Source organism: Mycobacterium sp. 48b (genome assembly GCF_048282725.1).
Taxonomy (GTDB): domain Bacteria; phylum Actinomycetota; class Actinomycetes; order Mycobacteriales; family Mycobacteriaceae; genus Mycobacterium.
This window is the reverse complement of sequence record NZ_JBLVUL010000001.1, coordinates 6715186-6737445: the sequence shown is the minus strand read 5'-3', so window position 1 is coordinate 6737445 and position 22260 is coordinate 6715186. Positions and strand designations below refer to the sequence as shown.

Here is a 22260-nt window from a genome sequence, read left to right as displayed (position 1 = left end):
GCAGGTAGTCGTGGGATCGTTGCTGCTGGCAGCGGCTGCGGTGGTGTTCGCGACCGGGCTGGCTTTGCGGCTGTTCATCGGTCGTCGGGCGGATTCGGCGAAATCACAACGACGGATGCACGCATTTCGCCGGAGCAGGTTTGCCCGGGTGCTGTTCGGTTCGGTGTACGACGACGAGGTTTTCGACCCTGACGAACTCGATCAGATGGTCCTCATGCCGACGATCGTGCTGGCCTGCGGCCTGTGCCTGACCGGGTTCTTCCTGCTGGGTTACCGCATCTTGCAGCACTAGGCGTGCCGGGCAGCGGCAGCAGACGCCGCGTCGGCGATCGATCCGCGCCACACCGGCCCGTGTCCGGGCAGCATCACCTCGGCCTCGACGTCCGCCAGCGTCTTCAAACTGGACAGGCAGCCTGCCTCGTCGTGGTTGAACAGTGCGGGCAGCAGTGTCGGGCCGGTCTGCCGCAGGAGCGGATGCCCGGTTACCAGGGCATCGCCGCTGACCAGAACCCCGTCGACGACGAACGAGCAGTGCCCGCCGGTGTGCCCCGGGGTGGGAACCGGCACCGGATCACCCGGGAGATCGTCGTTGTCGGTCAGGGCCTGCGCGGTGGGGATGCCTGCGTGGTTCATGCCGCCTTTGGCGGTGATGGTGGCCGCCCACTTCAGCCATCGGGGTTGCCAGATGTTGCGGACCACATCTGCGGGCGCGGCCTGCTCGAGATACTCACGCTTGGTGTGCCCGAGCTCCGCGTCGTGGCAAAAGACCGGTGTGCCATGGGTTTTCGCCAGCCAGATGGCGGTCCCGAAGTGGTCGATGTGGGCGTGGGTCAGCAGGACGGCGGTGATGTCGTCGACGGTGAACCCGAGTTGGCGCACCGAGCCGAGGACGTCCTCGCGCTGCCCGGGGAAACCGGCGTCGATCAGCATGACCCGATTTCCGTCGGTCACCAGCGTCCAGTTGACCAAGTCGGTTTGTGCGAAGTGCACGTGCTCGGTGATCGCGGTGAGGGCTGCTGCCATGTCGCGAGTTTAGGCATAGGAGTAGAAACGAACTGGCGCGCACGCGAGGAGCAGAGAGAGATATGGCTGAACTGAAACTGGGATACAAGGCATCGGCGGAGCAGTTTGCCCCGCGTGAACTCGTCGAGCTGGCGGTGCTGGCCGAAGCGGCGGGAATGGACAGTGCGACGGTCAGCGACCATTTCCAGCCCTGGCGCCACGAGGGCGGGCATGCGCCGTTTTCGCTGGCCTGGATGACGGCGGTGGGTGAGCGCACCGAGCGGCTGGTGCTGGGCACATCGGTGCTCACGCCGACGTTCCGGTACAACCCGGCGGTGATCGCGCAGGCGTTCGCGACGATGGCGTGCCTGTACCCGGACCGCATCTTCCTGGGTGTGGGCACCGGTGAGGCGCTCAACGAGATCGCCACCGGCTACGCCGGGGAATGGCCGGAGTTCAAGGAGCGCTTCGCACGGCTGCGCGAGTCGGTCAAGCTCATGCGTGAGCTGTGGCTGGGCGACCGCGTCGATTTTGACGGCGAGTACTACAAGCTCAAGGGCGCCTCGATCTACGACGTGCCCGAGGGCGGCGTGCCGGTCTACATCGCCGCCGGTGGCCCGGTGGTGGCCAAGTACGCGGGCCGGGCGGGTGACGGGTTCATCTGCACCTCCGGCAAGGGGGAGGAGCTGTACAAGGACAAGCTCATCCCCGCGGTCAAGGAGGGTGCCGAGGCCGCCGGGCGCAATGCCGACGACATCGACCGGATGATCGAGATCAAGATCTCCTACGATCCCGACCCTGAGCTGGCGCTGGAGAACACCCGGTTCTGGGCGCCGCTGTCGCTGACACCTGAGCAGAAGCACTCGATCGACGACCCGATCGAGATGGAGAAGGCCGCCGATGCCCTGCCCATCGAGCAGGTCGCCAAGCGCTGGATCGTCGCGTCCGATCCCGATGAGGCCGTCGAGAAGGTCGGCCAGTACGTCAAGTGGGGCCTGAACCACCTGGTGTTCCACGCACCCGGACACGACCAGCGCCGGTTCCTCGACCTGTTCAAGAAGGACCTCGAGCCCCGGCTGCGCAAGCTGGGCTGAGTAGCGCGACTCAGGCGCTGCTCACGGAGCGCTGTACCGCGCCGACCGCGCCATGGCTCGTCGCCGTGAGCCGGACCCGGTCGGCGCGGAACAGGTCCGAGGCGTACTCGAACGGCTCGCCGCTGCTGTCGCGGGTGATGCGTGTGATCGCCAAAAGTGGCTTGCGGTGGGAAATGTCGAGCCACTCGGCCTCGCGGGAGCTGGCGCTGACCACCTCGATGGTCTCGGTCGTGACGGCCGGCGTCAGCCCGTACCGCACCCGCAGCAACTCGTAGAGCGAACCGCCGAGCGGTTGTTCCAGCAGGTCCTCCATGCGTTCGGCCACGAAGCAGGACAGATCGACCGACAGCGGCACCCCGTCGGCGAAGCGCAGCCTGCGGATGGTGAATATCTCCGCGCCATCGGCGATTTCCAGTGCACGCGACTCCACCTGGGTGGCCGGTCTGCGGTCGGTCGACAGGACCCGGGTGGCGCTGCTGTGACCGCCGCTGTGCAGCCTGGCGGGCAGGCCGGCCAATTCGGCCGCGTTGCGTTCCACGACGTCGGCCCGCACGAACGTGCCGCCGTTGCGCCCGGTCCGGCGTTCCAGCACGCCGGCCTGGCTCAACGGCAGCAGTGCGCTGCGCAGCGTGGAACGCGACACCGCGAAGCTCTCCGCCATCTCCCGCTCGGTGCCCAGCCGGGAGCCGGGGCGCAGGGTGCCCAGGGCCAGCATGGACAGGATGCGTCGACGCACGTCTTCGGCGACAGGACCGCCCGGTGTCAGAGGCATACCCCGAGTGTGAACCAAATCGGGCGGGCGGAGCAGACCAAAAACGGCCGATTAACCTGCCCGTTGCACGATTCCCAGGTTCGAAACATGATGGCAACAAAGGTCTTGAACCGCAATAAGTTTCGAGTTGCCCGATGATCTGGGCAGGATAACAATGTGCTGCGTCGCACCACAATGCCGTAGTCGACATCGAACAATCAGACCAAATAGTGGTCCGAAAACCGTCCTTCAGTTAGGACCCGCAATGAGCGAGATCATCGATCCGCCGGCCCCGTCCGGTGCCCCCATCCAACGCCTCAAACCCAACGCCGTGGGACTGGTCGGCGTGCTGTTCATGGCGGTCGCCACGGCCGCTCCCATCACGGCCATGGTCGGCAACGTGCCGATCGCGGTCGGCTTCGGCAACGGCGCCTACGCGCCCGCCGGATACTTCGTCGCCACCATCGTGCTGACCCTGTTCGCCATCGGCTATGCGGCGATGAGCAAGCACATCACCGCGACCGGCGCCTTCTACGGGTACATCTCGCACGGACTGGGGCGCGTCGTCGGCCTGGGAGCGGGATTCCTCACGGCCCTGGCCTACATGGTGTTCGAGGCGTCGCTGATCGGTATCTTCTCATTCTTCGGCAACGATCTGTTCAAATCGTTCTTCAACATCGACGTGCCATGGGTCATCTTCGCCGTCGTGATGCTGGCCGTGAACGCCGTGCTGACCTACTTCGACATCAATCTGGCGGCCAAGGTGCTCGGGGTGTTCCTGATCACCGAGATCATCATGCTGGCCATGATGGCGCTGTCGGTGGTGTTCACCGGTGGCGGTCCGCAGGGGTGGTCGCTGGGATCGCTCAACCCGCTCAACGGTTTCCAGAGTCTCTCCGGTGAGGTGGCCGGTGTCGACGGCAGCATGATCACCGTCGCCGGATCGGCCGGCGTCGGCCTGTTCTTCGCGTTCTGGTCCTGGGTGGGCTTCGAGTCCAGCGCCATGTACGGCGAAGAGTCCCGAAACCCCAAGAAGATCATCCCGATTGCGGTGATCTGTTCGGTCGTCGGCATCGGCGCGTTCTACGTGCTGGTCTCGTGGCTGGCGATCGTCGGTACTGGTCCGCAGAATGCGATTGCGTTGGCACAGGATTCGGCAACAGCGGGTGACATCTTCTTCACCCCGGTGCACCAGCACCTGGGTGAGTGGGCCGTCGACATGTTCAAGATCCTGTTGATGACGGGCTCGTTCGCCTGCGGCATGGCCTTTCACAACTGCGCCGCGCGCTACCTGTACGCGATCGGCCGCGAGAACGTCATCCCGGGCATGCGCAAGACCATCGGCTCGACCCATCCGGTGCACGGCTCACCGCACATCGCCGGATTCGTACAGACCGGTTTCGCGACCGTGGTGGTGCTCTTCTTCGACATCACCGGACGTGACCCCTACACCGGTCTGTACGGCCTGATGGCATTGCTGGGCACCACGGCCATCATGATCGTGCAGGCCCTGGCGGCGTTCTCGGTGATCTCGTTCTTCCACGTACAGAAGCGGCATCCCGAGACCGCGAACTGGTTCACCACGTTCCTGGCTCCGCTGCTGGGTGGCGTCGGCATGCTCTACGTGATCTACCTGCTCGCCAAGAACGCGTCGTTTGCTGCGGGTTCCGCCGCTTCGGACTGGATCTTCACGTCGATCCCGTATGTTGTTGGCATCGCCGGAATCGGTGGTGTGCTGTGGGCGCTGTTCCTGAAATTCAGGGATCCGCAACGCTATTCCGATCTCGGGCGCACAGTGTTGGAGGAAGCGCACGAACGTTAGCGGGGCGCGCGGGTGGCGAAAGGACGTGCCATGGGGTTCTCGAACATCATGGACTCCAACAGCTATTCGGGGGGTCTGGCGACCGATCCCGACACCGAGAGGCTGATCGAGGCCCGCGCCCACCTGCTCGGCCCGGCGTACCGGCTGTTCTACGAACGGCCGGTACACCTGGTCCGGGGCAGCGGCAGTCACCTGTTCGACGCGGACGGCGCGCGCTACCTCGACGCGTACAACAACGTCGTCAGCGTCGGGCATTGCCACCCACGGGTGGTGGCCGCCATCACCCGCCAGGCCGAGACGCTCAACACCCACACCCGGTATCTGCACGACGGCATCGTGGACTACTCGCAGCGGCTGTTGGCCACGCTCCCGAAAGAAGTCGACCAGGTGATGTATGCCTGCACCGGCTCGGAGGCCAACGATCTGGCGCTGCGGGTGGCCCAGATGTACACCGGGGCACGCGGTGTGATCGTCACTCGCGACGCCTACCACGGCAATACCGAAGCGGTGACGGCGATTTCACCGTCGATCGGTGGCGCGACCAGCATCGGTTCGCATGTGCGCGCCGTGGCCGCTCCGGACAGCTACCGCGCGGGCGCCGAGGTGGCCGGCCGGTTCCTGGCCGATGTGGAAGCCGCGATCGCCGACCTGAAGGCGGCCGGGGCCGGCCTGAGCTGTCTGATCGTGGACACCTTCTTCTCCTCCGACGGCATCTACCCCGACCCCTCGGTGCTGGCGCCCGCGGTGGCCGCGGTACGCGCGGCCGGCGGCGTGTTCGTCGCCGACGAGGTGCAGCCCGGTTTCGGCCGCACCGGGGAGGCGATGTGGGGGTTCACCCGCCACGGCGTGGTGCCCGACCTGGTCACCATGGGCAAGCCGATGGCCAACGGATTGCCGGTGGCGGCGATGGCCGCGCGCAGCGAGGTGCTCGAGGTGTTCGCCCGCGAGGTGCCGTACTTCAACACGTTCGGCGGCAACCCGGTGTCCATGGCGGCCGCGGGCGCGGTGCTCGACGTCATCGAGGACGAGCACCTGATGGCCAACGCGGCCAAGGTGGGCACCGCCCTGCGCGACGAGCTCACCCGGGTGGCCGCCGGGAACCCGCGCATCGGTGATGTCCGCGGTGCCGGGCTCTACGTCGGCATCGAGATGGTCACCGACCGCGAGAGCTCAGGCCCCGACCGGGCCGCAGCGCACGATCTGGTCAACGCGATGCGGGATCGCAAGGTGCTGATCTCGGTCTGCGGGGCGGACGGCAACGTCCTCAAGGTGCGGCCGCCCCTGGTGTTCTCGGACAGCGACGTGGACTGGTTCTGCACGGAGTTCGTGGGGGCGCTGGCCGAGCTGCCCGGTTAGGGCAGAATCTGAGGCAATGAATGACGACAGTCGGGCCTCGATCGCGACCGCGATCTACATCGCCTCACCCGAAGGCGACACCGGTAAGTCGACCATTGCGCTGGGCATTCTGCACCGGCTTGCCGCCACCGTGCCCAGGGTGGGGGTGTTTCGGCCCATCACGCGCCTGGGTGAGGACCGCGACTACATCCTCGAACTGCTGCTGGCCGGCACCACCGCGGGGCTGAGCTACGACGACTGCGTCGGCGTCAGCTACCAGCAGGTGCATGAGGACCCCGACGTCGCCATCACCGACATCGTCGACCGGTTCCACCGGGTGGCCGAGCGCTGCGATGCCGTGCTGATCGTCGGCAGCGATTACACCGATGTCGCCACGCCCAGCGAGCTCAGCATGAACGCGCGCATCGCGGTCAACCTCGGCGCACCCGTGGTGCTCGCCGTCAAGGCTGCCGACCGCACGCCCGACGAGGTTGCCCACGTGGTCGAGGTGTGCCTGGCCGAGCTCAACCACCAGCATGCGCACGCCGCGGCCGTCGTGGCCAACCGCTGCGATCCTGCGCAGCTGACCGCGGTGGCCGAGGCTCTCAAACCGCTCGGCCCGCCCGCCTACGTGCTCCCCGAGGAACCGTTGCTGGTGGCGCCGTCGGTGGCCGAACTGAAGGTGGCGGTCGACGGCACCGTGATCGCCGGGGATCCGGAGTTGCTGTCCCGTGAGGCGATGGGTGTGCTGGTGGCGGGGATGACCGCCGAGCACGTGCTGGAGCGCCTGACCGAGGGTGTCGCGGTGGTGACCCCGGGTGATCGGTCCGACGTGGTGCTCGCCGTGGTGAGTGCGCATGCCGCAGAAGGATTTCCGTCACTGTCCTGCATCATCCTCAACGGCGGGCTCGAACTGCATCCGGCCATCGCCTCGCTGGTCGAGGGCCTGGGACTGCGCTTGCCCATCGTGGCCACCGAGTACGGAACCTTCGAGACCGCCAGCCGGGTCGCCGGCGCCCGCGGCCGGGTCACCGCGAAATCGCAGCGCAAGATCGACACCGCGCTGGCGCTGATGGACAAACACGTCGATGTCAACGATCTGCTCGCCCAGCTGAGCATCCCGATTCCGGCGGTCACCACTCCGCAGATGTTCACCTACCAGCTGCTCGACCAGGCCCGCTCCGACCGCAAGCGCATCGTGTTGCCCGAGGGCACCGACGACCGCATCCTCAGGGCCGCGGGCCGGCTGCTGCAGCACGAGGTGGCCGAGCTGACCATCCTCGGCGAGGAAAGTCAGATCCGTTCCCGGGCAGCAGAACTCGGCGTGAACATCGAAGCGGCCGTCGTTCTCGATCCGCGCACCAGCGAGTTGTGCGACCAGTTCGCCGAGCAGTACGCCGAATTGCGACGCAAGAAGGGCGTGACGGTCGAGCAGGCCCGCGAGATCATCCACGACGTCTCGTACTTCGGCACGATGCTGGTGCACAACGAGATGGTGGACGGCATGGTGTCGGGTGCCGCCCACACCACCGCGCACACCGTGCGTCCCGCCTTCGAGATCATCCGTACCGCGCCGGGAATCTCGACGGTGTCGAGCATCTTCCTGATGTGCCTGGCCGACCGGGTGCTGGCCTACGGTGACTGCGCGATCGTGCCCGACCCGACCTCCGAGCAACTCGCCGACATCGCGATCTCCTCGGCGCGCACCGCGGCGCAGTTCGGCATCGACCCGCGGGTGGCCATGCTCTCGTATTCGACAGGGACCTCGGGCACCGGCGCCGATGTCGACAAGGTCCGGGCCGCAACCGAACTCGTGCGCCAGCGCGATCGTGATCTGTTGGTCGAGGGTCCGATCCAGTACGACGCCGCGGTCGAGCCCTCGGTCGCGCTGACCAAGATGCCCGATTCGCCGGTGGCGGGCCGGGCCACCGTGCTGATCTTCCCGGACCTCAACACCGGCAACAACACCTACAAGGCCGTGCAACGCAGCGCCGGCGCGATCGCGATCGGCCCGGTGCTGCAGGGCCTGAACAAGCCGGTCAACGATCTGTCCCGAGGGGCGCTGGTGGAGGACATCGTCAACACCGTGGCGATCACGGCGATTCAGGCACAGGGGTGCTGATGACGGTTCTGGTGGTCAACTCCGGCTCGTCCTCGCTGAAATACGCGGTGGTCAAACCGGATTCGGGAGAGTTCCTGGCCGACGGCATCATCGAGCAGATCGGCTCGGCGCAGGTGCCCGATCATGACGCCGCGCTGCGGGCGGCGTTCGACGAACTGGCCGGTCAAGGCCTGCACCTGGACACCCTGGGTCTGGTGGCAGTGGGGCACCGGGTGGTGCACGGCGGCAAGACCTTCTACCAGCCCACCCTGATCGACGGTGATCTGATCGCCAAGCTCGAAGAGCTGTCACCGCTGGCCCCGCTGCACAACCCGCCGGCCATCCTCGGTATCGAGGTGGCCCGCAAGCTGCTTCCCGATCTGCCCCACGTCGCGGTCTTCGACACCGCGTTCTTCCACAACCTGCCTGCCGCCGCGGCGACCTACGCCATCGATCGGGAGGTGGCCGAGCGCTGGGGCATCCGCCGGTACGGCTTCCACGGCACCTCGCACCAGTACGTCAGCCGGCAGGCCGCCGTCTTTCTCGATCGGCCCTACGAGTCGCTGAATCAGATTGTCCTGCACCTGGGTAACGGGGCGTCGGCATCGGCGATCGCGGCAGGCAGGCCGGTGGACACCTCGATGGGCCTGACCCCGATGGAGGGTCTGGTGATGGGCACCCGCAGCGGCGATGTCGACCCGGGCATCATCATGTATCTGTGCCGCGCGGCCGGCATGGGGGTCGAGGACGTCGACACGATGCTCAACCGCCAGTCGGGCGTGCGTGGCCTCGGCGGCGAGAACGACTTCCGCAAGTTGCACGCCCGGATCGAATCCGGTGACGAGAACGCGCAATTGGCGTACGACGTCTACATCCACCGGCTGCGCAAGTACGTCGGTGCGTACCTGGCGGTGCTCGGCCGCACCGATGTCATCAGCTTCACCGCGGGGGTGGGCGAGAACGACGCCGCGGTACGCCGCGATGCGCTGGCCGGGCTGACCGGGTTGGGGATCGAGATAGACGAGGAACTCAACGCGGCAGGATCGCGCGAGGCTCGCCGGATCTCGACGCCGGACTCATCGGTCACGGTGCTGGTGGTGCCGACCAACGAGGAGCTGGCCATCGCGCGGGCGAGCGCGGCCCTGGTCTGACGGCCCTCAGACCGTCATCTCGAGGATCTTGTCGCCGACCGCGTTGCCCTCGAAGTAGCCCAGTCCGTAGTCGCCCTCGATGGTGGTGCGGTGCATCACGCGCGGCTCGTCGGGATCATGGCCGCTGACCGCGTGCAGCATGCGCAGGTTGTCCCAGATGACCATGTCGGTGGCGCGCCATTTGTGGAAGTACGGCTGGATCTTGGCCAGGATCTCCTTGCATACCGCTTCGAGAAGCTCGTCGCCCGAGGCGTTTTCGTCGTCCTCCAGCCCTTCGGCCATCCACGGCGAGACGTGTAGCACCTTCTCCCCGCTGCCGCGGGTCCACACCGCGGGATGGACAGCACGGGGCAGCTTCTTGCCGTAGTCGATCGTCTTCTGCAGGGCCTTGTGCGGCTGGATCTCGCGGAAGCCGTCGGCCAGGCCGAAACGCATGTCGCGGAACCGAAGGTTCAGGCTGTACAGGACGTTGCGGTCCTCGATGCGCTGCCGCAGTTCGGGTGACAGTGTCCGGTAGAGGTCGATGCCGTCGGCGAATCCGGTCTCGCCGCCTTCGGTGACACCGGTGATGCACCGCAGCACACCGGCCCGGTTGAGTTCGTTGTTGTAGCAGTGGTCGAAGTGCCAGGGCAGCCACGAGGTGAGTTCTCTGCCGTCGATCATCACGATGTTGCCGTCGCGCGGTGCCTGACCGATCTCGATGACGCCGGGATGCAGCGCTTCGCCCGCCCGCGGGACGGTGGGAATCGGATGGTCCTTCAGCGGCCCGAACACCTTGCTGATCTCGACCTGCAGTCGGCCGTCAGGTTCGACGTCCTCGAAAAGGATCATCCCGCGATCGTCGAACACCTCGCGGAGTCGGTCCCGGACCGCAGGGTCTTCCAATGTCCGCAGCGAGACGCCGGTGACCCGCGCGCCGAAGGAAAGGTCGGCCCGCAGGGGATCGACATGAATGGCGGCCATGGCAGATGTCCTCTCGGCAATGCTTGGTGTCTATGTCATTTAGTGATACAGTCAGATCAAACTCTGATATGACTGTAATGAGGATTGCCGATGGCCGTCAAGGGCAGCTCCACTGCTGCGCGCGTGCTGGTGGTGTTCGAGGCGGTTGCCGCGCATCAGCCGGTCGGGGTCGCGGCGCTGTCGCGGATGCTCGACGTCGACAAGAGTGCCGTGCAGCGCGCGCTGGTGACCCTGGCCGAGCAGGGGTGGATCCGGGCGCGCGAGGATCAGCTGACGCAGTGGGAGACGACTCCGCGGATCCTGGCCATCGCCCACAGCTCGCGCGCGAAGTCCGACATGCGCCAGGTCATCCAGCAAGCGCTTGAGCAACTGGCGGTGCAGACCGGCGAGACCGCCATCTTCAACGAACCTGTCGGGTCGAATCTCGTTGTGTCACAGGTGGCGGAGAGTTCGCAGCCACTGCGCATGGCGCCACGGGTCGGCACCGTCATCCCGGCCCGCGACAGTGCCACCGGCCAGATTCTGCTGCCGTTCCTGAGCCGCGAACGCCAGGTCGAACTGCTCGGTGACACCCCTGACGATGCCTATTCGGCACATCTCGAAACATGCCGCGCCCGTGGCTACGCTGCCAGCAACGGGGTGAACGAGCCTTCGATGACCATCGCGGCACCGGTGTTCGAAGCCGACGGCCGTCCGCTCGGCGTGGTGGCCATCAGCGGTCCGGCCGAGCGGATGCCGCAGCGCAGCCTCGCGGGCTTCGCCGAATTGGTATGCCAGGCAGCCAATCTGCTGTCCCGCGGTAATCCGGATTAGTCAGAAGGTGCTCATCGGCCGCACGCTGTTGGCCAGGTCGACCAGTGCGTAGCGGTGCGACTGGGTGGGGGCGACCCGGGCCAACGCCCGCAACGACGCCTCGACGCCGAGCTTGAGGCCGTGTTCGGTGAACGGGAATCCGAGAATGTGATTGCTGCTCGCCGTGTTGTCGGCCAGCCAGTCCATCGCGGTGCCCAACACCAGCGCCCGGATCTGCAGCACGCGCGGCTCGGAATCGGGCAGTGCCTCGACCCGTCGGGCCGCATCGCGGATGTTCTGTTCGGTGATCTCGCCGGTGGACCGTCCCGACAGCAGCGTGACCGCGCTGGTCAACCTGGCTGTGGTGAAATGCCTTGAGGTGGGCGGAACTTCGTCGAGGGTCTGGACCGCCTTGTCGCGCGATCCGGCGACCGACTCGGCGCGGGCCAGTCCGAAGCCGGCCGAGATCACCCCGTTGTCGGTGCTCCACACGGTGTTGTAGAACTTCAGCTCATCGGCCGTGCCGGCCAGTTCAGCCGTCGCAGCCAGCGCCAACTTGGGCGCCAGCTCCCCGGGTAGGGTGTCCAGGACCTCGGTGAAATGCTTTGTCGCCGAGTCGTAATCGGCTGAGAGCATCTCGGCCACCGCGCGGAACCAGAGCAGCTGCCAGCGCCACCCGGCCCAGGTCGCCAGGTCGTCCAGCTTGCGGGTGGCCTTGGCGACGTCGCCCAGATCCAGTAGGGCGCGCGCCTCCATCAACGGCAGCTCCACCGATTCGGACAGATCCACACCTTCGGCGTCGATCGCGCCGTGGCGGGCCGCGCGCAACTGGTCCAGGGTGTGCACGGGCTGGCTGAGCACACTTGCCACCAGCATCGGCGCCCCGACATCGGTGCGGTCCACCAGCGGCACCGGCAGTGCGCGCACGATCTCCTGCGCGGTCAGTTTCTCCGAATGCACCTGTCCGTCAACGTAGACATCGGTGTGGGCGACCAGCAGATCGACGCCGAACGTGGATCGCGACGGGCTGAACACGGTCGACAGACCGGGCCGGGGGATTCCGGTATCGGCCGCCACCACCTCACGCAGCACACCGAGCAGCTGCGATGACATCTCCTCGGCGCTGCGGAACCGGCGTCGCGGATCGGGATCGATGGCGCGGCGCAGGAACCGGCCGAAGGAATCGTAGGTGTCGAGCACCGTGTCCTCGGACGGCAGCCCGTCGACGTAGCGGCCCCGCCGGGTACGCAGGTTCATGGTCAGCGCGGCCAGCGTGCGTCCCACGGTGTAGATGTCGGTGGCCACCGTCGGACCGGTGCGCACGATCTCGGGCGCCTGGAATCCCGGTGTGCCGTACAGGTATCCGTAGGAGTTGAGCTTCGACACCGCACCGAGGTCGATCAGCTTGAGCTGTTCCTCGGTGATCATGATGTTCTCGGGCTTGAGGTCGTTGTAGGCCAGCCCGATCGAATGCAGATAGCCCAGCGCGGGCAGGATCTCCAGCATGTAGCCGATGGCCTCGGCCACCGGGAGCCGGGTACCCCTGGCCTGTTTGAGCGAGGTTCCGCCGACGTACTCCATCACGATGTAGCCGACCGGATTGCCGTGCTTGTCATCGTGTTCGACGAAGTTGTAGATCTTCACGATCCCCGGGTGCGTCACCTCGGCCAGGAACTGGCGTTCGGCCATGGCGATCACCTGGGCCTCGGCGTCACCGGAATGCACCAGGCCTTTGAGCACGACCGGGCGTTCGTTCACGTTGTGGTCGAACGCCAGATACACCCAGCCCAACCCACCGTGGGCGATGCAGCCCTTGATCTCGTACTGGTCGGCGACGATCTCGCCCGGGGACAGCTGCGGCAGGAACGAGTACGCGCTGCCGCAATGCGGGCACCAGCCCTCCGAGAGGGCATGTCCGTCGGACGAGGACCGGCCGACCGGCTTGCCGCAGTTCCAGCAGAACCGCTTCTGCTCGGCCACCACCGGGTTGGTCATCAACGCCGTCAACGGATCCCGCTCGGGCACCCGCGCGATCTCGACCAGTCCGCCGCCCAGCCTGCGGATCGGCGAGAGCATCCGGGTGGCGATCGTGGCGAGGTTCTGCGGCTCGGTGTCGCCGCCGCCGAACGTCGGATCGTCGGAATCGTCGAACTCCGGGCGGAACACCGCCTGGGTCGCCATGGGCCGCAGGGTCGACTGCGAATCCATGTCGAGGTCTTCGAGGCTCGCCGGCTGTGTCCCGGGTCCGCCCTCGGTGTCGGGGGTCTCGGGCAGCTCGGAGTCGTCGGGCTTCTTCATCAGTCGACGTACCTCGCGGCCGGGGGTGTCGGTGCCGGACCCAGGACGGTCAACCACTTGCGGTACAGCGTGTTCCAGGTGCCGTCACGGCGGATCCGTTCCAGTGTCGCGTTGACGACCCGGACCAGCGGCGTGTTCTGCAGGTTCAGCCCGATGCCGTAGGGCTCCTCGTTGAGGCTGGGGCCGACGATGTGCAGATACGGATCCTGGGCCACCAGCCCGGCCAGGATCGAATCGTCGGTGCTGACCGCGTCGGCCTGACGCTGCTGCAGCGCCACCAGGCAATCGGCCCAGGTCACCACCGAGACGATGATCGGTGACGGGCTGATCTGCTGGATCCGTTTGAGCGACGTCGTCCCGTCCACCACGCACACCCGCTTGCCGGAAAGGTCGGAGGCCTGCGAGATGTTGGAGTCACGCGCGGCCAGGATGCGTTGGTGGGCCATGAAGTACACCGTCGAGAAGTTCACTTCCTTGCGGCGCTCACAGGTGATCGTCATGGTCTTGACCACGATGTCGACCTGATTGTTCTGCAGGGCGGTGATCCGGTCGGCCGAGGACAGGATGCGGTACTCGACCTGCGACGGCGTGCCGAAGATGTCGCGCGCGACCTCTCCGGCGATGTCGACGTCGAAACCGTTGATCTGGCCGGTGATCGGATCGCGGAACGAGAACAGATTGCTGCCGATGTCGAGCCCGACGATGAGCCGGCCGCGGTCGCGGATCTTGGCGACCGCCGCGTCGGCGTCGGCCTTGTTGGGGAACGGCCGCAGGCTGGCGGTGCGGTTGCACTCGTCGGTCTCGGCTTCCGGCACCCGCACGGGTTGGGGTGCAAGCTCCTGCATGCCGGCCGGGCTGGGCGGCGCCAGCGTCATCGTCGGCAGCGTCAAGGCCGGTGCGCTCTGGCTGCACCCGGCCACCGCCAGGGCCGCGGTCACGACGGCCAATAGCTTCTGCACTGCCTTCTTCACGGTGCTCACCTGTACTCGCTGAGTCGAGGCCACAGTCCCAGCGCCACGGCCAGCGCCGCGGCGACACTGAGCAGCGCGGCACCCACTGTCGCGCCGGACAGCACCCGGCGGGCATTGGCGATGTCGTTGCGCAACTGGCTGCGGCTCTGTTCGATGCCCTTGGACAAGGCGCTGTCGAGCTTGTCGAAGGCCGATGTGGAATCGTCCTCGCCGGTGCCCAGCGCCACCTGCGTCGCGGCCTGGTAGTTGCCCACTGCGATGTAGGCGTTGATCCGGTCATCGGCCGTGCGCCACTTGGTGAGCAGATCCTCGGCACCGGTCAGATCGCTCTTGTCGATGCCGGTGTCGCGGGCCAGATACTGCGCGAGTTGTTGCTGCATGGCCTCGATGCGCTGGTAGTAGGACTGCTTGCGCAGGTTCTCGTCGCCGCGCCGGATCAGCGCCAGCGTCTCGTCGGCCCGGGCCTGTTGGGCGGTGATGGCCAGGTTGGTCACGGTCTTGAGGGATTCGGCGGCGGTGTCCTTGGCGCTGCGGCTGTCCGACGTCGAGATCACCAGGGCGGTGGTCACCCAGATCAGCATGACCAGCACGGCCATACCGCCGGCCACGAAACCGATGTTCACCCGCCGCCGGGTGCGCCGCGCCAGCCAGCGGTTGGCGAACGCGCCGAACATCAACGTCGCCAGCACCACCAGCATCACCGCGGCGGGGATCCGGGTGGAGGCCGTTGTCTCGGCATCCACCCGCGCCGAGGTCTCCTCGTACAGGCGTTGCGCGTCGGGCAGGATCTGCGACTGCATGAGCGCCGAGGCCTCGGACAGGTAGGACGAGCCCACCGGGTTGCCGGCCCGGTTGTTGGTCCGGGCGGTCTCCACCAGGCCGGTGTAGACCGCCAACCGTGCGTTGATCCGGCCGAGCAGCTGCACCAGCGACTCGTCGGTCAACCCGCTGGCGGCACGGGTCACGGCGACCGAGGCGTCGGTGATGGCCTGCTCGTACCGCTGCCGGACATCGCGGGGTTCGGCTCCGGCGATGAAGGCCGTGGCGGCGGCGGCGTCGGCGACCGACAGCGTGGTGTAGAGCTGGCCCGCCGCGAACGCCAGCGGCTCGGTGTGGTCGAGCACCGTGGTCAACGCCTGCTGGCGGTCGTTGATGGTGGTGGACGTTGCGAAGGCGCTGGCGATCACGAGCGCCGACAACACCAATCCGATCGTCAGGATGCGTCCGGGGGTGGTCCACAGAAACCACCAGCGCGGGTGGGCAGGAGTGGTCGGCGACCGGGACGCGAGCGGTTCGGTCGAGGGATGTGCCAACTCCACAGTCACCTGCGCACGGACCTCATTTAGTTTCGGTGCAAACGGGGTGTTCCAACACTATAAAAAAATTCTAAGAGCGCCGTGCTTAGGCTCGCGGAGAAATTGCGGCCCACCGAAACTGGCGACGTTCCTTATTCTGTACGGGTGCATGGCGACGGTGACGGCTGGGTGTTCTCCGACAACGGCGCCCGCTATTGGGGGCGACACGGTGCGGCCGGCCTGTTGCTGCGGGCACCGTGGCCGGGCGGAGCGGCGGCAGTGCTGCTGCAACACCGGGCCCCGTGGAGCCATCAGGGCGGAACGTGGGCGTTGCCTGGCGGCGCCCGAGACAGTCACGAGACCGCCGAGCAGGCCGCGGTCCGGGAGGCCCATGAGGAAGCCGGGGTGACCGCCGAGCAGCTCACCGTGCGGACCACCGTGGTGACGGCCGAGGTGGCCGGGATCGGCGGCACACACTGGTCCTACACGACGGTGATCGCCGACGTGCCCGAGCCGCTGGAGACCATCCCGAACCGGGAGAGCTCGGAGTTGCGCTGGGTGGTCGAGGACGAGGTGGCCGGGTTGCCGTTGCATCCCGGGTTCGCTGCGAGCTGGGAGCAGCTGCGCGCGGTGACGGCGTCCCTGCCGCTGGAGCTCAACCCGCCGCGCTGAGCGCCGCTTTCAATTCCGTGGCGGCGGCGCGGGGATCGGAGGCCGCGGTGATCGCGCGGACCACCACGATGCGCCGAGCACCGGCGGCCAGCACATCGGGCAGCCGCTGCTGATCGATCCCGCCGATCGCGAACCAGGGCTTGGCCGGATTCAGCGCGGCCGTCGAGCGCACCAGGTCCAGGCCCGGTGCGGACCGGCCCGGCTTGGTCGGTGTCGGCCAGCACGGTCCGACGCAGAAGTAGTCCACCTGCTCATCGATCGCGGCAGCAGCCTGCTCTGTGTCGTGGGTGGAGCGGCCGATCACGGGACGCTCGCCGATGATGCCGCGGGCGACCTCCAGCGGCAGGTCGTCCTGACCGAGGTGCAGGATGTCGGCTCCGGCGGCCAGCGCGATGTCGGCGCGGTCGTTGACCGCCAGCAACGCGCCGTGGCGGCGGGCCGCGTCGGCCAGGATCTTCAGCGCCTCGAGCTCTTGACGCGCCTCGAGCGGACCGAACTGCTTCTCCCCGGGCGACCCCTTGTCCCGGAGCTGGATCAGATCCACCCCGCCTGCCAGCGCGGCATCGGCGAATTCGGCCAGGTCACCGCGCTCCCGTCGGGCATCGGTGCACAGGTACAGGGTGGCGCGCTGCAGACGGTCGGCGGGTGATTCCACACCGCGACGGTAGCCGGTGGGGCCCGAGTACCCTGAACTGGCAATCAATACGGGAGTCCCTGGGACGAGGGGCTGAGAGTGGGCATCCGGACCGGCCCTGACCGTCACACCTGATCCGGGTCATGCCGGCGAAGGGAGCGGGTATGGCAGCAGGAAGCGCCAAGACACTTGCCGTCATCGGCGGCGGTGTGATCGGGCTGTCGGTCGCACGCCGGGCGGCGCTGGACGGCTGGACCGTGCGGCTGCACTGCACCACCGAGCGCGGCGCATCGTGGGTGGCCGGGGGCATGCTGGCCCCGCACAGCGAAGGCTGGCCGGGCGAGGAAGAGATCCTGCAGATCGGCCTGGAATCGCTGAAGCTGTGGCACTCCGGATTCCTCGACGGGCTGGCACCCGAGGTGGTCACGGCACGCGAGTCACTGGTGGTCGCGCTCGACCGGGCCGATGTCGCCGACCTGCACACCGTTGCCGAATGGCTCTCCGCGCAGGGTCAGCCGGTCGAGCTGACCAATGCCGCCCGGGATGTGGAACCCCTACTGGCCCAAGGCATCCGGCACGGGTTCCGGGCCACGACCGAACTCGCCGTGGACAACCGCGCCGTGGTCGACGGGCTCGCCGCGCACTGCGAGCGACTGGCCGTGCGGTGGGCCGGGCCCGTCGAGGATCTGGCCCAGGTGGACTCGGCCGACGCCGTCGTCGTCGCCAACGGGATCGACGCCCCGAAACTCGTGCCCGGACTGCCGGTGCGCCCGGTGAAGGGGGAGGTACTGCGGTTGCGGTGGCGTAAGGGCTGTATGCCGGTGCCGGAGCGGGTGATCCGGGCCCGCGTGCACGGCAGGCCGGTGTACCTGGTGCCGCGCGCCGACGGCGTGGTGGTCGGCGCCACCCAGTACGAGCACGGTCGCGACACCGCGCCGGTGGTCAGTGGCGTGCGCGATCTGCTGGAGGACGCCTGCGCGGTGATGCCCGCGCTCGGCGAGTACGAGTTGGCCGAGACCGCGGCCGGGTTGCGGCCGATGACACCGGACGGGCTGCCGATCGTCGAACGTGTCGACGAGCGCACGCTGGTGGCCGTCGGACACGGCCGGAACGGATTTCTGTTGGCGCCGTGGACCGCAGAGCGGATCGCGGCTGAGCTCGAGGTGAGCGTGGGAGCGAAATGATCACCATCACGGTCAACAACGAGACCCTCGAGGTGGACGAGCAGACCACCATCGAGGGCCTGCTGGAGAACCGGGGTTTCCCGGACAAGGGCATCGCCGTCGCTCTGGACTGGACGGTGCTGCCCCGGTCGGAATGGGACCGCAAGCTGGCCGACGGCGCCCGGGTGGAGGTCGTGACGGCGGTGCAGGGTGGGTGATTCGGCATTCGTCATCGGCGGCCGGGAGTTCGGCTCCCGGTTGATCATGGGTACCGGTGGCGCACCCAATCTGGCCGTGCTGGAAGAGGCGCTGGTGGCCTCGGGGACAGAGTTGACGACGGTGGCGATGCGGCGGGTCGACGCCGAGACCGGCACCGGGGTGCTCGACCTGCTCAACCGGCTGGGTATCGCGGCGCTGCCCAACACCGCGGGCTGTCGCGGTGCGGCCGAGGCCGTGCTGACCGCGCAGCTGGCGCGCGAGGCGCTGGGCACCGACATGGTCAAACTCGAAGTCATCGCCGACGAGCGCACGCTGCTGCCCGACGCGATCGAATTGGTCAAGGCCGCAGAGCAGTTGGTCGACGACGGGTTCATCGTGCTGCCCTACACCAACGACGACCCGGTGCTGGCCCGCAGGTTGGAGGACGCCGGCTGTGCCGCCGTCATGCCGCTGGGTTCGCCGATCGGCACCGGTCTGGGCATCTCCAACCCGCACAACATCGAGATGATCGTCGAGCGGGCCGGGGTGCCGGTGGTGCTGGACGCCGGTATCGGCACCGCCTCTGACGCCGCGATGGCGATGGAATTGGGCTGCGACGCAGTGCTGCTGGCCACCGCCGTCACCCGGGCGTCCGATCCGCCGACCATGGCCGCCGCGATGTCGGCAGCCGTCACCGCCGGATATCTGGCGCGTCAGGCGGGACGTATCCCGAAGCGGTTCTGGGCTCAGGCGTCCAGCCCGGCGCTGTGACTCGGCGTTGACTCTGCGGTGATGGCGTTGTCTACTCGCACTTTTGCGCCGTGGACGCAGAGTCAACAGGAGGGATCACTGTGAAGCGCTATGTCGCGCTGGGCAGTTCGATGGCCGCCGGGCCGGGCATCAAACCGTCGGCCGAAGGTGCGCCGTGGCAGGCGGGCCGCTCGGCCCGCAACTACCCGCATCTGGTCGCCGACCGGCTCGGGCTCGACCTGGTCGACGTGACGTACTCGGGGGCCACCACCGCGCACATCCTGCGGGAGCGCCAGAACGGGGCGCCGCCGCAGATCGACGCGCTCGACGGCTCCGAGGCGCTGGTCACGGTCACGATCGGCGGCAACGACGCCGGCTATGTGCCCCAGTTGATGGCGGCCGCGCTGCCACGATTCACCCGGTCGGTGCCACTGGTGGGGTCGTTCCTTCGCGGCCTGCTGGATCCCGATGCGCGGGAAGCGGCGCTGACCGAAGTGGCCGATTCGCTGGTGACGGTCGGGCGTGAGATCCGCCAACGCGCTCCCCGCGCCCGGGTGCTGTTCGTGGACTACCTGACGATGCTGCCGCCCGAAGGCGCCGCGGCTTCGCCGCTTTCTGCGGCTGACGCGGCGCTCGGGCGGCATGTCGCAGCCACGTTGGAACGACTCACCGGAACTGCCGCGGCCGAAACCGGTTGCGGATGGGTCCGTGCCGCCCAAGCCAGTCTGGCGCACCATGCGTGGTCAGCCGAGCCGTGGACCACGCGGCCGGGCCTGCCCTGGCCGGGACGGCCCGCGCCACTGCACCCGAACGCCGCAGGCATGCGGGCGGTCGCCGACCTGGTGGTGCACGCCGTCCCCGGCACCTGAATTCGTGCAATCGGACCTGATGGCGGCGTGCGAGAATTCTTTCTATGACCCTTGGGGTGAATGGCGACGAGCTTCGGAAGAAGTCTGCCCAACTCGCAAAATTCGCACAGGAACGCGCGCAGCACGAGCGCCGGGTGACGGAGATCGCGGGGGAGTTCGCCGCGACCTGGAAGGGAGCTGCGGGCTCAGCTGTCCAGTCCGCTCTCTCGAACTACCTGACGCAGGCGTCGGACGTCCGTCGGGAAGAGGCCGAGATGTCGCACCTGCTCGAAGAGGCGATCGCGGCGTACGAAGGGACCGACGGCAGTGCCGCGGGCTCCCTGGCCCAGTCGATGAACATCTGAATCGGAAGGTCGCCGAATGAGCACCGATATCGCCGTTCAGTTCGAACGGACGCGGCAACTGGCAGCCGAGCTGGATGCCGAGGCCGCCAAGGTCAAACAGATCCTGGAGGAAGAGACCGCGCTGGTATCGGACATCCGCGGGATGTGGACCGGCGCAGCGTCGGAACAGTTCAATCAGCAGTACACCGAGTGGAACAAGGAAGCCGACGAAGAGGCGGCGGCCCTGGACAAGCTGTGCACGGCGGTCCATCAGGGCATCGACACGATGTCGGCCACCGAGACCGACGTGACCGGAATGTTCAGTTGAACTGAACCTGAGCAGTAAGAACGACACCGCCTGCAATGATGGCGGTGATGATCGAACTGACCGGGCTGACAAAACTCTATGGATCCCACCGAGCCGTCGACGATCTGACGTTCACCGTCGAACCGGGCGTGGTGACGGGATTCCTCGGACCCAACGGCGCGGGCAAGACCACCACCATGCGGTTGGTCCTCGGGCTGGACCATCCCAACGCCGGGTCCGCGACCATCGACGGCAAGAAGTACCGGGAGCTGCGGGATCCGCTGCGGACGGTAGGCGCCCTGCTCGACGCGCGTCAGGCCCATCCCAACCGGTCGGCTCGCAATCACCTGCGCTGGATCGCGGCAGCCAACCGGATCGCGCCGGCCCGGGTGGACGAGGTGCTCGAGATCGTGGGGCTGACGTCGGTGGTGGACCGCACTGCCGGGACGCTGTCGCTGGGTATGAGCCAGCGGCTGGGAATCGCCGCCGCGCTGCTGGGCGACCCGCCGGTGCTGCTGTTCGACGAGCCGGTCAACGGTCTGGATCCGGAGGGCATCCACTGGGTGCGCACCCTGATGCGCAGCCTGGCCGCCGAGGGCCGCACGGTGTTCGTGTCCAGCCATCTGCTGGCCGAGATGGCCAATACCGCCGATCGTCTGGTGGTGATCGGGCAGGGCAAGTTGATCGCCTCGACCACGGTCAGCGAGTTCGTCAGCGGCACGTCTGCCGACACCGTGCGGGTCCGCACACCACAACTCGAGACACTGCGCGAGGTTCTCACCGACGCCGGACTCGAGGTGGAGACCGCCGCCGACGGCGATGCGCTCGCGGTGCACGGCGCGGCCATCGAGGTGATCGGTGATCTGGCCGCGCGCAATGCGATCACGTTGCACGAGTTGAGCCAGCGGCAGGCCTCGCTGGAGGAGGCGTATCTGAAACTCACCGATGATGCCGTCGACTACCGGGCTGATGTTGTGATGAGCGCTCGCGCGAAGAACCGAGAAGCACGATGAGCGCGCTGGCCGCGCTCGACGCCGAGCGCATCAAGCTGGCCACCACGCGCTCGTCGGTGTGGTCGACGGTCGGGGTGGCGGTGTTCAGCCTCGGGGTCGCGGCCATGCAGGGAATGAGCGCGCACCACTACACCGGGCTGTCCCCGGCCAAGGCCGCACTCGGCGTCGCGGTGTTCGGGGTTCCGGTGTTGATGGTGCTGTCCTCGATGACGATGACCGGCGAATACCGCAGCGGGCTGATCCGCACCACGCTGCTGGCCACACCGAACCGCACGCAGGTGCTCACCGCGAAAGCGGTGGTGTGCGCGGCCTTCTCGTCGGTGTGTGCGGTGTTCATGGTGCTGGCCTCGGTGCTGGTGGCCCGGATGGTGGCCGATCCGGTGGTCGGAACACAGCTGTCGCTGGCCAATCCGGCGACCTGGCGGGTGGCCGGCGGGTTCGCGTTGTACGCCGCATTGGCCGCGGTGCTCGGGGTGTCCGTCGGGGCGCTGGTGCGATTTGCGGCCGGTGCGGTGGCGGTCCTGCTGCTGTGGCCGCTGGTGGCCGAGCCGCTGCTGGGCAACATGCCCAACTCGGGCCCGCGGACGGGCCCGTGGTTGCCGTTCGCCAACATGTTCACGTTCCTTCACGTGGACTGGCTGTTCCCGACGTACAACATGCCGTGGGGTGAGCTGGGCTCGCTGTTCTATTTCCTGGTGTGGGTGGCGGTGGCGTTCGTGGCTGCCGCCGTGGTGCTGAACAGGCGTGACGCCTGAC

23 protein-coding genes and 1 riboswitch are annotated in these 22260 nt (G+C 67.5%); of the genes, 16 read left to right on the top strand and 7 right to left on the bottom strand.

The window, feature by feature from the left end; genetic code table 11:
- The first annotated feature begins 10 nt into the window (after positions 1 to 10).
- On the top strand, positions 11 to 292 hold the full coding sequence (locus ACNQR1_RS33030) for a hypothetical protein (protein WP_418049726.1): 282 nt from the start codon (positions 11 to 13) through the stop codon (positions 290 to 292).
- Here ACNQR1_RS33030 and ACNQR1_RS33025 read toward each other — a convergent pair.
- Complete coding sequence (locus ACNQR1_RS33025; RefSeq protein ID WP_418049725.1) at positions 289 to 1023, bottom strand: MBL fold metallo-hydrolase; 735 nt, start codon at positions 1021 to 1023, stop codon at positions 289 to 291. The genes ACNQR1_RS33030 and ACNQR1_RS33025 overlap by 4 nt on opposite strands.
- Before the next feature lie 62 nt (positions 1024 to 1085).
- Here ACNQR1_RS33025 and fgd point away from each other — a divergent pair, with 62 nt between their 5' ends.
- Complete coding sequence (gene fgd, locus ACNQR1_RS33020) at positions 1086 to 2096, top strand: glucose-6-phosphate dehydrogenase (coenzyme-F420) (RefSeq protein ID WP_418049724.1); 1011 nt, start codon at positions 1086 to 1088, stop codon at positions 2094 to 2096.
- 10 nt (positions 2097 to 2106) lie between these two features.
- Here the strand turns inward: fgd and ACNQR1_RS33015 are convergent, their stop codons facing one another.
- Positions 2107 to 2868, bottom strand: coding sequence for a GntR family transcriptional regulator (locus tag ACNQR1_RS33015; RefSeq protein WP_418049723.1), 762 nt, complete (start codon positions 2866 to 2868; stop codon positions 2107 to 2109).
- 244 nt (positions 2869 to 3112) lie between these two features.
- On the opposite strand from ACNQR1_RS33015, the gene ACNQR1_RS33010 reads away from it, so the two are divergent.
- Genes ACNQR1_RS33010 through ACNQR1_RS32995 form a run of 4 tightly spaced genes read left to right on the top strand, consistent with a single transcriptional unit; the run spans position 3113 to position 9256 of the window.
- On the top strand, positions 3113 to 4669 hold the full coding sequence (locus tag ACNQR1_RS33010; RefSeq protein ID WP_418049722.1) for an APC family permease: 1557 nt from the start codon (positions 3113 to 3115) through the stop codon (positions 4667 to 4669).
- Positions 4670 to 4699: 30 nt separating this feature from the next.
- Positions 4700 to 6025 (top strand): aspartate aminotransferase family protein, encoded by a 1326-nt coding sequence (locus ACNQR1_RS33005; protein WP_418049721.1) that lies wholly within the window; start codon positions 4700 to 4702, stop codon positions 6023 to 6025.
- 16 nt (positions 6026 to 6041) lie between these two features.
- On the top strand, positions 6042 to 8126 hold the full coding sequence (pta, locus tag ACNQR1_RS33000) for a phosphate acetyltransferase (RefSeq protein ID WP_418049720.1): 2085 nt from the start codon (positions 6042 to 6044) through the stop codon (positions 8124 to 8126).
- Positions 8120 to 9256: an acetate kinase gene (locus tag ACNQR1_RS32995; RefSeq protein ID WP_418049719.1), complete on the top strand. Its 1137-nt coding sequence runs from the start codon at positions 8120 to 8122 to the stop codon at positions 9254 to 9256. Before pta ends, ACNQR1_RS32995 begins: the two co-directional genes overlap by 7 nt.
- A 6-nt stretch (positions 9257 to 9262) precedes the next feature.
- Here ACNQR1_RS32995 and ACNQR1_RS32990 read toward each other — a convergent pair whose 3' ends face one another.
- Positions 9263 to 10219, bottom strand: a complete 957-nt coding sequence (locus tag ACNQR1_RS32990; protein ID WP_418049718.1) for a TauD/TfdA dioxygenase family protein — start codon at positions 10217 to 10219, stop codon at positions 9263 to 9265.
- 90 nt (positions 10220 to 10309) lie between these two features.
- On the opposite strand from ACNQR1_RS32990, the gene ACNQR1_RS32985 reads away from it, so the two are divergent.
- Positions 10310 to 11032 carry an IclR family transcriptional regulator gene (locus ACNQR1_RS32985; RefSeq protein ID WP_418049717.1) on the top strand — a complete coding sequence of 241 codons (723 nt, stop codon included), beginning with the start codon at positions 10310 to 10312 and terminating at the stop codon, positions 11030 to 11032.
- Here ACNQR1_RS32985 and ACNQR1_RS32980 read toward each other — a convergent pair whose 3' ends face one another.
- The 3 genes from ACNQR1_RS32980 to glnX are packed head-to-tail and all read right to left on the bottom strand — an operon-like array spanning position 11033 to position 15605.
- Positions 11033 to 13309, bottom strand: a complete 2277-nt coding sequence (locus ACNQR1_RS32980) for a serine/threonine-protein kinase PknG (RefSeq protein ID WP_418050595.1) — start codon at positions 13307 to 13309, stop codon at positions 11033 to 11035.
- The gene (locus ACNQR1_RS32975) at positions 13309 to 14247 is read right to left on the bottom strand and encodes a glutamate ABC transporter substrate-binding protein (RefSeq protein WP_418050594.1); all 939 of its coding nucleotides are present in this window, start codon (positions 14245 to 14247) and stop codon (positions 13309 to 13311) included. The genes ACNQR1_RS32980 and ACNQR1_RS32975 overlap by 1 nt, the downstream gene beginning before the upstream one ends.
- 38 nt (positions 14248 to 14285) lie before the next feature.
- Entirely contained in the window at positions 14286 to 15605 is a 1320-nt protein-coding gene (gene glnX, locus ACNQR1_RS32970) for a protein kinase G-activating protein GlnX (RefSeq protein WP_418049716.1), read from the bottom strand.
- Positions 15606 to 15740: 135 nt separating this feature from the next.
- Between glnX and ACNQR1_RS32965 the strand changes: the two genes are divergently transcribed.
- Positions 15741 to 16247: an NUDIX hydrolase gene (locus ACNQR1_RS32965; RefSeq protein ID WP_418049715.1), complete on the top strand. Its 507-nt coding sequence runs from the start codon at positions 15741 to 15743 to the stop codon at positions 16245 to 16247.
- On the opposite strand, the gene thiE is transcribed toward ACNQR1_RS32965, so the two are convergent.
- The gene (gene thiE, locus ACNQR1_RS32960; RefSeq protein ID WP_418049714.1) at positions 16231 to 16902 is read right to left on the bottom strand and encodes a thiamine phosphate synthase; all 672 of its coding nucleotides are present in this window, start codon (positions 16900 to 16902) and stop codon (positions 16231 to 16233) included. The two genes, ACNQR1_RS32965 and thiE, sit on opposite strands and share 17 nt — an antisense overlap.
- Before the next feature lie 39 nt (positions 16903 to 16941).
- Positions 16942 to 17056, top strand: a riboswitch (TPP riboswitch).
- Between thiE and thiO the strand changes: the two genes are divergently transcribed.
- The 8 genes from thiO to ACNQR1_RS32920 all read left to right on the top strand — a co-directional run bounded on the left by thiO (position 17046) and on the right by ACNQR1_RS32920 (position 22259).
- A complete protein-coding gene (gene thiO, locus ACNQR1_RS32955) occupies positions 17046 to 18065 on the top strand; it encodes a glycine oxidase ThiO (RefSeq protein ID WP_418049713.1) in 1020 nt (339 codons plus the stop codon). It overlaps the preceding riboswitch by 11 nt.
- Positions 18062 to 18262: a sulfur carrier protein ThiS gene (thiS, locus tag ACNQR1_RS32950; protein WP_418049712.1), complete on the top strand. Its 201-nt coding sequence runs from the start codon at positions 18062 to 18064 to the stop codon at positions 18260 to 18262. Before thiO ends, thiS begins: the two co-directional genes overlap by 4 nt.
- Positions 18255 to 19013: a thiazole synthase gene (locus ACNQR1_RS32945; RefSeq protein ID WP_418049711.1), complete on the top strand. Its 759-nt coding sequence runs from the start codon at positions 18255 to 18257 to the stop codon at positions 19011 to 19013. The genes thiS and ACNQR1_RS32945 overlap by 8 nt, the downstream gene beginning before the upstream one ends.
- Before the next feature lie 80 nt (positions 19014 to 19093).
- A complete protein-coding gene (locus tag ACNQR1_RS32940; RefSeq protein WP_418049710.1) occupies positions 19094 to 19861 on the top strand; it encodes an SGNH/GDSL hydrolase family protein in 768 nt (255 codons plus the stop codon).
- Positions 19862 to 19905: 44 nt separating this feature from the next.
- A complete protein-coding gene (locus ACNQR1_RS32935; protein ID WP_418049709.1) occupies positions 19906 to 20205 on the top strand; it encodes a WXG100 family type VII secretion target in 300 nt (99 codons plus the stop codon).
- Between the two features lie 16 nt (positions 20206 to 20221).
- Entirely contained in the window at positions 20222 to 20512 is a 291-nt protein-coding gene (locus ACNQR1_RS32930) for a WXG100 family type VII secretion target (protein WP_418049708.1), read from the top strand.
- Between the two features lie 47 nt (positions 20513 to 20559).
- A complete protein-coding gene (locus tag ACNQR1_RS32925) occupies positions 20560 to 21504 on the top strand; it encodes an ABC transporter ATP-binding protein (RefSeq protein WP_418049707.1) in 945 nt (314 codons plus the stop codon).
- Complete coding sequence (locus tag ACNQR1_RS32920) at positions 21501 to 22259, top strand: ABC transporter permease (RefSeq protein ID WP_418049706.1); 759 nt, start codon at positions 21501 to 21503, stop codon at positions 22257 to 22259. The genes ACNQR1_RS32925 and ACNQR1_RS32920 overlap by 4 nt, the downstream gene beginning before the upstream one ends.
- The last annotated feature ends 1 nt before the right edge of the window (position 22260 follow it).

Coding starts and splice junctions, on each gene's coding strand:
- ACNQR1_RS32935 (WP_418049709.1), top strand. CDS start 19,906: ATGACCCTTGGGGTGAATGGCGACGAGCTTCGGAAGAAGTCTGCCCAA.
- ACNQR1_RS32980 (WP_418050595.1), bottom strand. CDS start 13,309: ATGAAGAAGCCCGACGACTCCGAGCTGCCCGAGACCCCCGACACCGAG.
- ACNQR1_RS33005 (WP_418049721.1), top strand. CDS start 4,700: ATGGGGTTCTCGAACATCATGGACTCCAACAGCTATTCGGGGGGTCTG.
- thiS (WP_418049712.1), top strand. CDS start 18,062: ATGATCACCATCACGGTCAACAACGAGACCCTCGAGGTGGACGAGCAG.
- fgd (WP_418049724.1), top strand. CDS start 1,086: ATGGCTGAACTGAAACTGGGATACAAGGCATCGGCGGAGCAGTTTGCC.
- ACNQR1_RS33010 (WP_418049722.1), top strand. CDS start 3,113: ATGAGCGAGATCATCGATCCGCCGGCCCCGTCCGGTGCCCCCATCCAA.
- thiO (WP_418049713.1), top strand. CDS start 17,046: ATGGCAGCAGGAAGCGCCAAGACACTTGCCGTCATCGGCGGCGGTGTG.
- ACNQR1_RS32930 (WP_418049708.1), top strand. CDS start 20,222: ATGAGCACCGATATCGCCGTTCAGTTCGAACGGACGCGGCAACTGGCA.
- ACNQR1_RS33025 (WP_418049725.1), bottom strand. CDS start 1,023: ATGGCAGCAGCCCTCACCGCGATCACCGAGCACGTGCACTTCGCACAA.
- ACNQR1_RS32920 (WP_418049706.1), top strand. CDS start 21,501: ATGAGCGCGCTGGCCGCGCTCGACGCCGAGCGCATCAAGCTGGCCACC.
- pta (WP_418049720.1), top strand. CDS start 6,042: ATGAATGACGACAGTCGGGCCTCGATCGCGACCGCGATCTACATCGCC.
- ACNQR1_RS32985 (WP_418049717.1), top strand. CDS start 10,310: ATGGCCGTCAAGGGCAGCTCCACTGCTGCGCGCGTGCTGGTGGTGTTC.
- ACNQR1_RS32990 (WP_418049718.1), bottom strand. CDS start 10,219: ATGGCCGCCATTCATGTCGATCCCCTGCGGGCCGACCTTTCCTTCGGC.
- ACNQR1_RS32925 (WP_418049707.1), top strand. CDS start 20,560: ATGATCGAACTGACCGGGCTGACAAAACTCTATGGATCCCACCGAGCC.
- ACNQR1_RS33015 (WP_418049723.1), bottom strand. CDS start 2,868: ATGCCTCTGACACCGGGCGGTCCTGTCGCCGAAGACGTGCGTCGACGC.